Here is a 13297-nt window from a genome sequence, read left to right as displayed (position 1 = left end):
GTGCTGCCCGGTTCGGCCCGGCCAGTGAGCACGGTGCCGTCGGCGCTGACGGCCAGTTCGGTCGGTGCGGCAGGCGCGGTAATGTCTGGCGCGGAGATCTGTGCGGGCAGCGAAGAGACGCCGCTGTCATCGATGGCGACGACATCCAGCAGTTCACCGTTGGCTTGTGGCGGGTTCAGTTCGATGCTGAAAGTGCCATCGGGATTGGCGATGGCGCTGCCGATCAGCATGCCGTTGGCATCGTGTACTTCTACTCGGGTGCCCGCCGGGGCGGAACCGGTGAGGGTAGTGCCGTCTGCATCGATGATCAGGTTACTCGGGCTGTCTGGCGCGGTGGTGAGTGGTACATCGTATTCGAGGGCAACGGAGGGGTTGCCGCTGGGGTCGGTCTGCACCAGGCTCAGCTGGTCACCCGGTTGTACCGCCGGATCAAGGTTGATGAGGAAGGTGCCATTGGCCCCGACCACCCCGGTACCGATCACGGTGCCGTTGGCATCACGGACTTCGACGGTAGCCCCCGGTTCGCCACGCCCGCTCAGGACCAGGCCGCTGCTGCCGACTGCGATGTTGCTGACAGCGGCAGGAGGCGTGATATCCGGGGCATCGAACTGCAGCGGCGCGGAAGTGTTGCCAGCTGCGTCCACCAGACGAACGTCCAGCGCTTCGCCGTTGGCCTGGGCTGGGTTAAGGGTGACGCTGAACAGGCCATCGGCACCGACCACGCCCGTACCAATGATAGTGCCTGCGGCATCACGCACCTGCACGGTGGCGCCTGGCTCGCCGCGACCGGTGAAGGTCACGCCATCGGCCAAGGCCAGGTCGGTGGGTTGAGCTGGAGGCAGCAGGTCGGCAGAGGTTACCGAGCCCGACGGCGATACGTTGCCGGCAGCATCGGTCAGGGTGACTTGCAAGGTGCTGCCGTCGATCACGGCAGGGCTCAAGGACACCACAAAGGTACCATCCGGCCCAACAGTGCCGGTCGCCAGCAGGTTGCCGGCAGCGTCACGGACCTGCACGGTGGTGCCCGCTTCGCCACGGCCACTCAGTTGGCTACCGGCCACGCCGATCACCAGGTCGGTTGGCGCTGCGGGTGGCGTGGTATCGACACCGTCGATATCCGGTGCGGTGACCGAGCTGGCTGTGGATGTGTTGCCGGCCGCATCGGTGGCGGTGGCTTGCAATACTTCGCCATCGACCTGCGGCGGGTTGAGGTTGATGCTGAACACGCCGGTAGGGCCAACCACGGCGGTGCCCAGTTCGGTGCCGTCAGCGGCAACGATACGCACGGTGCTGCCCGGTTCGGCTCGGCCGGTAATCACGCTACCGTTGGCGCTGACAGCCAGTTCGGTTGGTGCGGCTGGCGCAGTGATATCCGGGGCATCGAACTGCAGCGGGGCAGAAGTGTTGCCGGCCGCGTCCACCAACCGAACGTCCAGCGCTTCGCCATTGGCCTGGGCTGGGTTAAGGGTGACGCTGAACAGGCCATCGGCACCTACCACACCCGTACCAATGAGGGTGCCAGCGGCATCACGCACCTGCACGGTGGCGCCTGGCTCGCCGCGACCGGTGAAGGTCACGCCATCGGCCAAGGCCAGGTCGGTGGGTTGAGCTGGAGGTAGCAGGTCGGCAGAGGTTACCGCGCCCGACGGCGATACGTTGCCGGCAGCATCGGTCAGGGTGACTTGCAAGGTGCTGCCGTCGATCACGGCAGGGCTCAAGGACACCACAAAGGTACCATCCGGCCCAACAGTGCCGGTCGCCAGCAGGTTGCCGGCAGCGTCACGGACCTGCACGGTGGTGCCCGCTTCGCCACGGCCACTCAGTTGGCTACCGGCCACGCCGATCACCAGGTCGGCTGGCGCTGCGGGTGGCGTGGTATCGACACCGTCGATATCCGGTGCGGTGACTGAGCTGGCTGTGGATGTGTTGCCGGCCGCATCTGTGGCGGTGGCTTGCAGTACTTCGCCATCGACCTGCGGCGGGTTGAGGTTGATGCTGAACACGCCGGTAGGGCCAACCACGGCGGTGCCCAGTTCGGTGCCGTCAGCGGCAACGATACGCACAGTACTGCCCGGTTCGGCCCGGCCAGTGAGCACGGTGCCGTCGGCGCTGACGGCCAGTTCGGTCGGTGCGGCGGGCGCGGTAATGTCTGGCGCGGAGATCTGTGCGGGCAGCGAAGAGGCGCCGCTGTCATCGATGGCGACGACATCCAGCAGTTCACCGTTGGCTTGTGGCGGGTTCAGTTCGATGCTGAAAGTGCCATCGGGATTGGCGAAGGCGCTGCCGATCAGCGTGCCGTTGGCGTCATGGACCTCTACGCGGGTGCCCGCAGGTGCGGTACCGGTGAGGGTAGTGCCATCGGCATCGATGGCCAGGTTGCTCGGGCTGTCTGGCGCGGTGGTGAGTGGTACATCGTATTCGAGGGCAACGGAGGCGTTGCCGCTGGGGTCGGTCTGTACCAGGCTCAGCTGGTCACCCGGTTGTACCGCCGGATCAAGGTTGATGAGGAAGGTGCCATTGGCCCCGACCACCCCGGTACCGATCACGGTGCCGTTGGCATCGCGGACTTCGACGGTGGCACCCGGTTCACCTCGGCCGCTCAGCGCCAGGCCGCCACTGCCGACCAGGATGTCGCTGACTGCACTTGGCGGGGTGATGTCGGGTGCTGTGAATTCAAGCGGGATCGAGCTGTTGCCGGCAGCATCCACCAGGCGTATGTCCAGTGCTTCGCCGTTGGCCTGGGCGGGCGACAGCGTGACGCTGAACAGCCCGTCGGCACCGACCAAGCCTGTGCCAATCATGTTGCCAGCGGCATCGCGCACCTGCACGGTGGCCCCTGGTTCACCGCGGCCAGTGAGGGTTACGCCGCTGGCAAGGGCGAGGTTGGTGGGCTGGTCTGGGGCGGTCGTATCAGGTGTCTCGACGTCTGGCGCTGAAATACTGGCCGAAGGTGAGGTGTTGCCGGCTGCGTCCTTGGCGCTGACCTCCAAAGCCTGGCCTTCGGTCTGTGGCGGTTGCAGGGTGATGCTGAACTGGCCGTCTGCACCGGCCACGGCTGAGCCCAGCAGCACCCCGTCGGCCCCCCGCACCGAAACCGTAGCGCCGGGTTCTGCACGGCCGGTGAGGGTGGTGCCCTGTTCATTGATGGCAAGGTCGGCAGGTGCAAGCGGCGCAGTCACGTCCGGGGCGGTGACTGTGCCAGGCGTCGAGACGTTGCCGGCACCATCGGTCAGGGTGACTTCAAGGTTCTCGCTGTTAATCTGCGGCGGGTTCAACGTCACGTCGAAGGTGCCGTCGGCACCCACGGTGCCGCTGCCGATCAGGTTGCCGGCAGCATCACGGATGCTCACTGTGGTGCCTGCTTCACCACGGCCGGTCAGGCGCAAGCCATCCGGCGACACCAGCAGGTCGATGGGCGTGGCCGGTGCGGTGGTATCGGGGTCCGAGCCGCCACCGCTGCTACCGCCGCCTCCGTTGTCGGCTGCCGCCGCAGCGCCACCGACGCCAAGCAGGCTGAGCCCGGCAATCGCCCAGGTTGGCATGGCGCTACCGGCGGTGCCGATACCCGCGACCAGTTCGTCCAGCGAGTTCACATCTTCGAAGGTGAAACCGGTGAAGGCCGTTGCATCATATTGCGCGTGCCACAGGGTGCCGTCTTCACCGACGAAGACGATGTCGCTACCGACCCCGGCCTGGTCCACGGCGAAGAAGTTGCCAATGGTGACCTTTTCACCCGATTTCAGGGTGATGATCAGGTCTTGACCTCGTTGGGTAACAGTGGCGACCTTGTCGGGGGCTACCGGCATCTGCACGACGCCTGGCCCTTTGAGGTTGATATTGCCCCAGGCGCTCTGAGTGGCGACTTCGGTTTGCTTATCGGCGACGACGATGTTGTCCATGGATGCTCCCTGCTGGTATCTGGATCCCCCGGCCCGAACCGTTCGAGCCACAACCTGCGTCACAGAGCCCTTGCCGGGCCATTCCGCGCAGTCTCGACCAGGCAGTCGAAATTCGGGTGGTTAGGGAGATATAGCAGCCAGGCAGGAAGCAACCAGATGGCTTTCTGGGTTAATCCTTTTGTAAGGTGAGCCTCAGCGAAGCCCCAGCCGGCGGGCCAGTCGGCTCAGGTTTGCGCGGTCCAGGCCCAGCTCGCGGGCCGCTGCCGCCCAATTATTCTGGTGCCGTTGCAGGCAGGCTTCGATCGCTTGGCGCTGGTAGAGGTCGACCGCTTCGCGCAGGCCGCCTTCAGGCAATGGTGCCAGTTGGGCAGGGGCTGCGGGGGAGGGCAGGGCGTTTGGGGTTGCGAGCACCGCGCGCAGGTCCAGATCGACGGCTTCAAGCGTGAGAATGCGTGGCCGGTCGGGGCGCTGGCCCAGTGCCTTGAGGGCCGAGCGGCCGATCAGGTGCTCCAGCTCGCGCACGTTGCCTGGCCACTCATAGGTCAGCAGCGCGGCTTGGGCTTCGCTACTCAGGCGCAGGCTGTTCAGGCCCAGGCGTGAACGGTTCTGTTCGAGGAAGTAGCCCGCTAATAACAACACATCTCGCCCACGTTCGCGTAAGGGCGGTACGTGCAACGGGTACACACTGAGGCGGTGATAGAAGTCGGCGCGGAAGTTGCCATGGCGTACTTCTGCGGCCAGGTCACGGTTGGTGGCGGCGATCAGGCGCACGTCCACACGGTGCTCGCGGTCCGAGCCCAGGCGCTGCAGTTGGCCGCTTTGCAGCACACGCAACAGTTTGGCTTGCACCGTTAGCGGCAGTTCGCCCACTTCGTCGAGGAACAACGTGCCGCCGTTGGCCAGCTCGAACTTGCCCCGGCGCTCGCCGTGCGCGCCAGTGAAGGCACCGCGTACGTGGCCGAAGAGTTCGCTTTCCACCAAGGTATCGGGCAGGGCGGCGCAGTTGAGGCTGACCAGTGGCTTGTCGGCCCGGTTGCTGGCCTGGTGCAGGGCCTGGGCCACCAGTTCCTTGCCAACGCCCGTTTCGCCAGTGATCAGAACAGTCAGGTCGCTACCGCCGACCAGGCGGATTTCTTCCACCAGGCGCTTATGCGCCGGGCTCTGGCCAATCAGCTCTTTATCCTGGCCGCTGGCCTGGCGGTAGATTTCGGCCCGCAGGTGTTCGTCTTCGGCGCGCAGGGCCAGGTGCTCGATGCGTTCGGCCACGGTAACGGTAGCGGCGGCCAGGCTGGCGAAGGCTTGCAGGGCATCCAGCTCCAGGCTCTGGAACTGCCCGGGGGTGAGGGCATCGAGGGTGACCAGGCCCCAGGGGCGTTCATCAACCATCAACGGGCAACCCATGCAGTCGTGCACTTCCAGGTCGGCATCGGGGGCGTTGACCAGGCCATCGTAAGGGTCGGGCAGTTCGGAGTCGCTGGCGAAACGAGTGGGCTCCGGGCGGCTGAGCAGTATCTGGAAGCGCGGGTGCTCGCTGACCCGGAAGCGTCGGCCCAAGGTGTCAGGGCTCAGGCCATCCACCGCCAGCGGCACCAGCCATTCACCATCCAGGCGCAGCAGCGCGGCGGCATCGCACGGCAGTAGCCCGCGCATGGCTTGCAGCAAGCGGCGGTAGCGCTCCTGGTCGGGCAAGTCGCGGGAGAGGTCGCTGACCAGGGGCAGCAGGGTGGTGAGCAATGGCTTTGCGGTCATAAAGACTCCTATGGGTCGATATGACTATACGACGAGGTGGGTCGTTTTGACATGATTGGCTTCAACCCCTTGATTTTACTAGCGATAAAAGTTGGCACGATTGCTGAAATACCTAACGCAGTCATTTGAAGCCACAGGCTCAGGAGTTGTCGCAATGCTCAATGTCGAACAACGTGCAATCATCAAGGCCACTGTACCCCTGCTGGAAAGCGGCGGCGAAGCGCTGACCACCCACTTCTACAAGATGATGCTCAGCGAGTACCCCGAGGTACGCCCGCTGTTCAACCAAGCCCACCAGGCCAGTGGCGACCAGCCACGTGCTTTGGCCAACGGCGTGCTGATGTATGCGCGCCACATTGACCAACTGGAGCAGCTGGGGGGACTGGTAGGGCAGATCATCAACAAGCACGTTGCCCTGCAGATTCTGCCGGAGCACTATCCGATCGTCGGCAGCTGCCTGCTGCGCGCCATCGAGGAAGTACTGGGCAAGGAAATCGCTACCCCTGAGGTGATTGAGGCCTGGGGCGCGGCCTATGGCCAGCTGGCCGACATCCTGATTGGTGCTGAAGAAAGCCTCTATAAACAGAAGGAAGAAACCGAGGGCGGCTGGCGTGGTACCCGCGAATTCAGCCTGGTGCGCCGCGAGCAGGAAAGCAGCGAAATCGTTTCGTTCTACTTTGCCCCGGTGGATGGTAAACCGGTGCTCAAGGCCGAGCCTGGCCAGTACATTGGCCTGAAGCTGGACATCGACGGTGCTGAACAGCGCCGCAACTATTCGCTGTCGGCGCTGTGCGATGGCAGAGAGTACCGCATCAGCGTCAAGCGCGAGGTGGGCGGCAAGGTGTCCAACTACCTGCATGATGAGCTGGTGGTGGGCGATACCCTGCAACTGTTCCCGCCTGCGGGCGACTTCACCCTGGCGGCCAGCGACAAGCCGCTGGTGCTGATTAGCGGGGGCGTGGGTATTACCCCGACGCTGGCCATGTTGCAGGCGGCGCTGCAAACCCGGCGCGAGGTGCATTTCATTCACTGTACGCGTAACGGCGCGGTGCATGCCTTCCGTGAATGGGTCGATGGCCTGGCGGCGCGTCACCCGCAGCTCAAACGCTTCTACTGCTATGCCGAGCCGGAGGAGGGTGGTGCGGCTGATGCTGTGGGCCTGTTGAGCGAAGACCTGCTGGCCGAGTGGTTGCCGCAGGCGCGTGATGTGGATGCCTACTTCCTTGGGCCCAAGGGGATCATGGCGGCGGTGAAGCGTCAGTTGAAAGGGCTGGGTGTGCCGGAGCAGCAGAGCCGTTACGAGTTCTTCGGGCCGGCGGCTGCCTTGGAATGATATAGCGCCTGTACCGGCCTCTTCGCGGGCAGGCCCGCGAAGAGGCCGGTACAGGCAGTACACACCTTCTGCCTATATATAAGGAAAGATGAAACCGGGCTCGCCGTTTTCATCATTAATCTTCCGTTAATCACGGTATCCTTCACTCCCGGGTGTCGAGGGGCTTGCCCCTGCGCGGCACCCGGGCAGCCGCTTTTTTGCCGCCCGGCGTTGAACCGACGCCGTTGCGGTCGGTCTCAGCCTCACCGGATAGCCCTGCGCAGTGCTACCGCGCCGCTCCCTCGGCATGCTCACAGGCCATGCCCAGCGTGTAGACTTGCGCCCAGGCAGGCGGACCACGCTGCCACTATCCATCGAAGGAACCGGCAATGAACGAACAAACATCGCGCCTGAATCGGGAACGGCGCTTTCTGGTGCTGTTGGGCCTGATCTGCCTCTCGCTGATCGGCGGCGCCCTCTATATGCAAGTGGTACTGGGCGAGGCGCCGTGCCCGCTGTGCATCCTGCAGCGTTACGCGCTGCTGTTCATTGCCGTGTTCGCGTTCATCGCCGCCGCGATGCCCGGGCGCCGTAGCCTGACCTTCTTCGAGGTGCTGGTGGTGCTCAGTGCCATTGGCGGAATCATTGCGGCGGGCAACCATGTGTATATACTCGCCAACCCCATGGTCAGTTGTGGCATCGACACCCTGCAACCGATCGTGGACGACCTGCCACTGGCCAAGCTCTGGCCGCTGGCGTTCCAGGTCGACGGTTTCTGCAGCACGCCGTACCCGCCGATCCTCGGTTTGTCACTGGCGCAGTGGGCACTGGTAGCGTTTGTGCTGACCGCCATTCTGGTTCCGCTCGGTATCTATCGCAACCGACGCCAGGCTTAGACAAAAGTCCCGAATTCCATGGGGGCTTTTACGCCGCATGAGAAGAGGGAAAAGTTGCTCGCCGCTTGATCTGGATCAATCCCGAAGCCTTTTAGAATGCGGCTTTGAGGCCTGGCAAGCGGGGTGCGACAAACTGTCGCGAAGTTGAATTATTGAGCATCATTGTTACAGATTCTGTAAAAGACTGTTGCTCAATAAGTCATAGTCAAGGGTTGGCGACCTAACTACAATCGCCCCCAATTTCCGTTCGGCACTGCTTGCGAGTCGCAGGATTGAAGGAAGCCCCAGCGCTCCTTTTTGCTGACTTCGTCAAGTTTCGCCCAACGGCGATACCGGGCGGACCCCCCTCCGCGTTTTCCCGCACCAAATGGACTTGGTCTGAAGTACAGGCCTGTTGCCTACGAAACCATAAGCACCGCTAACACGCTCGAAGCCAAGGTCCTGCAGTCGGACCCCAGGCAGGAGCGAGTACGGGCGCGAAATGCCTCACTTGGCAGGACGAAGTGTTGGCTACCAAAACACAAATTGCATTGAAGCAAGCTGATCTAGAGGTCGTGAGATGAGTAAAAAGCGTTACCCCAGACTGTTTGGCATATTGCCCTTTTTAGGCATGCTTTTACTCAGTGGGTGCAACTGGACCCTGCTCGACCCGAAGGGCCAGGTCGGCATTGAGCAAAAGAACCTGATCCTGATCGCTACCGGCCTGATGCTGCTGGTGGTAATCCCTGTCATCATCATGACCCTGGTGTTCGCCTGGAAGTACCGTGCTTCCAACAAGGCAGCCACCTACACCCCTGACTGGTCGCACTCGACCAAGATCGAGGCCGCGGTGTGGATCATCCCGATCCTGATCATCATCGCCCTGGGTTACGTCACCTACCACTCCACTCACAAGCTGGACCCATACCGTCCACTGGATTCCGATGTGAAGCCGGTGCAGATCGACGTGGTCGCGCTGGACTGGAAGTGGCTGTTCATCTACCCGGAGCAGGGCATTGCCACGGTCAACAAGATCGTCTTCCCGGCTAACACCCCGGTCAACTTCCGCGTCACTTCCGACGCCGTGATGAACTCGTTCTTCATCCCGGGCCTGGGCGGCCAGATCTACGCCATGGCCGGCATGACCACCAAGCTGCACCTGATCGCCAACGAAAACGGCGAGTTCGACGGTATCAGCGCCAACTATAGCGGTGCTGGCTTCACCGGCATGAAATTCAAGGCTACTGCCACCTCCCAGGAAGACTTCGACAAGTGGGTCGCCGAGGTCAAGCAGTCGCCGAAGAAGCTGGACAAGGCCGAATACGACGCCTTGGCCAAACCAAGCGAAAACAACCCAGTCGCGCTGTACAGCGAGGCTTCGCCTGAGCAGTTCCAGCTGATCGTCGACAAGTACGAAGGCATGAACCGCGGTCGTAGCCACGAAGAAGCAGGCAGCAAAGACCTGGCCACAACCAAGGGTGTGGAATCGAGTATGCAACCAGCTGCCGGTGCAGAGGAGTAAGAGATGTTCGGTAAACTAAGCCTGGAGGCGATACCCTATCACGAGCCGATAGTCATGGTGACGCTTGCCATGATCGCGCTCGGCGGTATCGCTGTCGTCGGTCTTATCACCTATTTCCGCAAGTGGACCTACTTGTGGAGCGAGTGGCTGACTACTGTCGACCACAAAAAGATCGGCGTGATGTACATCATCGTCGCGATGATCATGCTGCTGCGCGGCTTTGCCGACGCCATCATGATGCGTACCCAGCTGGCTGCCGCAACCGGTGGCTCCGAAGGCTACCTGCCGCCTGAACACTATGACCAGATCTTCACCGCTCACGGTGTGATCATGATCATCTTCATGGCGATGCCGTTCTTCACCGGCCTGATGAACCTGGCGGTTCCTCTGCAGATCGGTGCACGTGACGTTGCCTTCCCGTTCCTGAACTCCCTGAGCTTCTACCTGCTGCTGGCAGGCGTGCTGCTGGTCAACATCTCGCTGGGCGTTGGTGAATTCGCCAAGACCGGCTGGGTTGCCTATCCGCCGCTCGCTGGCATTCAGTACAGCCCTGGGGTGGGCGTTGACTACTACATCTGGGCGCTACAGCTATCCGGATTGGGTACGACGCTTACCGGCGTGAACTTCCTCGTCACCGTGATGAAGATGCGCGCACCTGGCATGAAGCTGATGGACATGCCGATCTTCACCTGGACCTGCACCTGGGCCAACGTACTGATCGTTGCTTCGTTCCCGATCCTGACTGCTGCACTCGCGCTGCTGACTGTTGACCGTTATCTGGACTTCCACATTTTCACCAACGAGCTTGGTGGGAACCCGATGATGTACGTCAACCTGTTCTGGGCGTGGGGTCACCCTGAGGTTTACATCCTGATCCTGCCGGCCTTCGGTGTGTTCTCGGAAGTTACCTCGACGTTCTCTGGCAAACGCCTGTTCGGCCACCACTCGATGATCTACGCATCGGGCGCGATCGCCATCCTGGGCTTTGCGGTATGGCTGCACCACTTCTTCACCATGGGTGCCGGCGCCAGCGTCAACACCTTCTTCGGCCTGGCGACGATGCTGATCTCCATTCCGACCGGTGTGAAGCTGTTCAACTGGTTGTTCACCATGTACCAAGGCCGTGTGCGCTTCACCGCACCGATGCTCTGGACCCTGGGCTTCATGGTCACCTTCTCCATCGGTGGCATGACCGGCGTACTGCTGGCCGTTCCAGGTGCTGACTTCGTCCTGCACAACAGCCTGTTCGTTATTGCGCACTTCCACAACGTGATCATCGGTGGCGCGGTATTCGGCTACATCGCCGGCTTCGCCTTCTGGTTCCCGAAAGCCTTCGGCTTCACCCTGAACGAGAAGTGGGGCAAAGCTGCCTTCTGGTTCTGGCTGTCGGGCTTCTACGTTGCGTTCATGCCGCTGTACGCCCTGGGCTTCATGGGCATGACCCGTCGTCTGAACCACTCCGACAACCCACTGTGGGAACCCTACCTGTACGTAGCCGTTGTCGGCGCCGTGCTGATCCTGTTCGGTATCGCTTGCCAGCTGATCCAGCTCTACGTTTCGATCCGCGATCGCAACCAGAACCTGGACGTGACCGGCGACCCATGGGGCGGCCGTACTCTGGAATGGTCCACTTCGTCGCCACCTCCGTTCTACAACTTCGCTCACATGCCTGAGCAGGTTGGCCTGGACGCATGGCACGAAACCAAGGAAAGCGGCAAGGCTTACAAGCCAGCGACCAAGTTCGACGCTATCCACATGCCGAGCAACACCTCCACCGGTTTGTTCATGGGCCTGTTCCTGACCGTCTTCGGCTTTGCCTTCATCTGGCACATCTGGTGGCTGGTTGGCGCAAGCCTGGTTGCAACCATCGCTGTCTTCGTTCGCCACGCTGCACGTGACGACCAGGGCTACATGGTTCCAGCCGAAGAAGTGGCGCGCATCGAAGGCGAGCGTATGAAAGCGCTGGCCAAAGCAGGTGCTCTGCCTGCCGGCGCACGTGTCGAATCGTTTGAGCGGGTGTAATCAATGTCCAGTCAAGTAATGCACGGCGGCGCTGCTCATGGTCACGACCATGGGCATGACGACCACCACCACGACTCGGGCCAGATGACCGTACTGGGCTTCTGGCTGTACCTGATGACCGACTGCATCCTGTTTGCGTCGCTCTTCGCTACCTACGCGGTGCTGTCCGGCAGTTTTGCCGGCGGCCCGTCGGGTCATGACATCTTCCAGCTCGATTTCGTAGCTGTTGAAACGCTGTTCCTGCTGCTGTCCTCGATCACCTTCGGCTTCGCCATGCTGAAGATGTTCGATGGCAAGAAAGCAGGCGTACTGGGCTGGTTGGCTGTGACCTTCCTGTTCGGTGCAGGCTTCATCGCGATGGAAATCTATGAATTCCATCACCTGATCAGCGAAGGCTTCGGCCCGCAGCGCAGTGGCTTCCTGTCGGGCTTCTTCGCCCTGGTAGGTACCCACGGTCTGCACGTGACGGCTGGTCTGATCTGGATGGCAATCATGATGTACCAGATCAACAAGCACGGCATCACGCCGACCGCCAAGACCCGCATGAGCTGCCTGAGCCTGTTCTGGCACTTCCTGGACGTGGTCTGGATCTGCGTATTCACCGTCGTTTACCTGCTGGGAGTTCTGTAATGGCTAACGCACACGACACTCATCACGAAGGTAACCACGGCAGCGTCAAGTCGTACATGATCGGCTTTGTACTGTCGATCATCCTGACCGCGATCCCGTTCGGCCTGGCCATGACCGCCAGCCTGCCGAAGAACCTGACCGTTCTGATCATCGTTGCCATGGCCGTGATCCAGGTAGTTGTTCACCTGGTTTACTTCCTGCACATGGACCGCTCGAAAGAGCAACGCAACAACGTATCGACGTTCCTGTTCACCACCCTGGTGATCGCTCTGCTTGTCGGCCTGTCGCTGTGGATCATGTTCAGCATCCACTTCGAAATGTTGGCCAAGTGAGGTAAGACTGCATGTCCGTTAAGCACTTTATCCAAATCACCAAACCGGGGATCATTTTCGGTAACGTGCTTTCCGTGGCAGGCGGTTTCTTCCTTGCCTCGAAGGGCCATGTGGATTTCGCCCTGTTCCTGGCGGTGGTGATCGGTACTTCGCTGGTGGTGGCGTCCGGATGCGTGTTCAACAACTGCATCGACCGTGACATCGACCACAAGATGGAGCGCACCAAGAACCGCGTCATGGTGCAGGGCGGCATGTCGCTGCCCCTCGCGCTGATCTACGCCACCCTGCTCGGGGTGGCGGGTTTCAGCCTGCTGTATGTCCAGGCCAACCCGCTGTCGGCGTTCTGTGCGCTGATCGGCTTCATCGTCTACGTCGGTTTCTACAGCCTGTGGCTGAAGCGTAAATCGGTGCACGGCACCTTGGTCGGCAGCCTGTCTGGTGCCATGCCTCCGGTGATAGGCTACTGCGCCGTGAGCAACAGCTTCGACCTGGCTGCAGTGACCCTGCTGGTGATGTTCAGCCTGTGGCAGATGCCGCACAGCTTTGCCATCGCTATCTTCCGCTTCAAGGATTACAGCGCTGCCAACATTCCGGTCCTGCCGGTGGCACGTGGCGTCCTGGCGGCGAAGAAGCAGATCGTGCTGTACGTGCTGGCCTTCGTGCTCGCCACCTTGATGCTGACCCTCGGCGGTTACGCCGGCCTCGGCTACTTGGCCGTGGCAGCAGCCATGGGCCTTTATTGGCTGTACATGGCATGGGGCGGCTACAAGGCCGAGGACGACAGCAAGTGGGCCCGTAAAGTGTTCGGCTTCTCCATCCTCACCGTCACTGCCCTGAGCGTGATGATGGGCGTGGACAGCCAGACTGCTGCGGACGTGCTGATGACCTACGCACGCTGATCGACGCGAGTGCTTCACTAAAAACCCCGGCCATTGTGCCGGGTTTTTTTATGTTTG

The 13297-nt window shown here is 61.8% G+C and carries 9 protein-coding genes; 7 read left to right on the top strand and 2 right to left on the bottom strand.

Annotated features, from left to right (window positions below; translation table 11 throughout):
- Together ACF8R4_RS04820 and norR are read right to left on the bottom strand one after the other, a co-directional pair.
- Positions 1-3899, bottom strand: a 3899-nt coding sequence (locus ACF8R4_RS04820; RefSeq protein WP_392491789.1) for an Ig-like domain-containing protein, incomplete at its 3' end; no start/stop codon positions are given.
- A gap of 192 nt (positions 3900-4091) precedes the next feature.
- Positions 4092-5648 (bottom strand): nitric oxide reductase transcriptional regulator NorR, encoded by a 1557-nt coding sequence (gene norR, locus ACF8R4_RS04815; protein WP_060499733.1) that lies wholly within the window; start codon positions 5646-5648, stop codon positions 4092-4094.
- Positions 5649-5802: 154 nt separating this feature from the next.
- On the opposite strand from norR, the gene hmpA reads away from it, so the two are divergent.
- The 7 genes from hmpA to cyoE all read left to right on the top strand — a co-directional run bounded on the left by hmpA (position 5803) and on the right by cyoE (position 13240).
- A complete protein-coding gene (hmpA, locus tag ACF8R4_RS04810; protein ID WP_392491787.1) occupies positions 5803-6981 on the top strand; it encodes an NO-inducible flavohemoprotein in 1179 nt (392 codons plus the stop codon).
- Between the two features lie 368 nt (positions 6982-7349).
- Complete coding sequence (locus ACF8R4_RS04805; protein ID WP_016713239.1) at positions 7350-7856, top strand: disulfide bond formation protein B; 507 nt, start codon at positions 7350-7352, stop codon at positions 7854-7856.
- A gap of 559 nt (positions 7857-8415) precedes the next feature.
- Positions 8416-9357, top strand: coding sequence for a ubiquinol oxidase subunit II (gene cyoA, locus ACF8R4_RS04800; RefSeq protein ID WP_060499735.1), 942 nt, complete (start codon positions 8416-8418; stop codon positions 9355-9357).
- Between the two features lie 3 nt (positions 9358-9360).
- On the top strand, positions 9361-11379 hold the full coding sequence (gene cyoB / locus ACF8R4_RS04795) for a cytochrome o ubiquinol oxidase subunit I (RefSeq protein ID WP_060499736.1): 2019 nt from the start codon (positions 9361-9363) through the stop codon (positions 11377-11379).
- Positions 11380-11382: 3 nt separating this feature from the next.
- A complete protein-coding gene (gene cyoC, locus ACF8R4_RS04790; protein ID WP_012051225.1) occupies positions 11383-12009 on the top strand; it encodes a cytochrome o ubiquinol oxidase subunit III in 627 nt (208 codons plus the stop codon).
- Positions 12009-12341 (top strand): cytochrome o ubiquinol oxidase subunit IV, encoded by a 333-nt coding sequence (gene cyoD / locus ACF8R4_RS04785; RefSeq protein WP_003248599.1) that lies wholly within the window; start codon positions 12009-12011, stop codon positions 12339-12341. Before cyoC ends, cyoD begins: the two co-directional genes overlap by 1 nt.
- An 11-nt stretch (positions 12342-12352) precedes the next feature.
- Complete coding sequence (gene cyoE, locus ACF8R4_RS04780; protein ID WP_012270561.1) at positions 12353-13240, top strand: heme o synthase; 888 nt, start codon at positions 12353-12355, stop codon at positions 13238-13240.
- Positions 13241-13297: the final 57 nt, after the last annotated feature.

The sequence above is a fragment of the Pseudomonas sp. FYR_2 genome (assembly GCF_043106425.1).
Taxonomy (GTDB): domain Bacteria; phylum Pseudomonadota; class Gammaproteobacteria; order Pseudomonadales; family Pseudomonadaceae; genus Aquipseudomonas; species Aquipseudomonas monteilii.
Note: the sequence above shows the minus strand (reverse complement) of the source record. Positions and strands in the feature narration are given on the sequence as shown.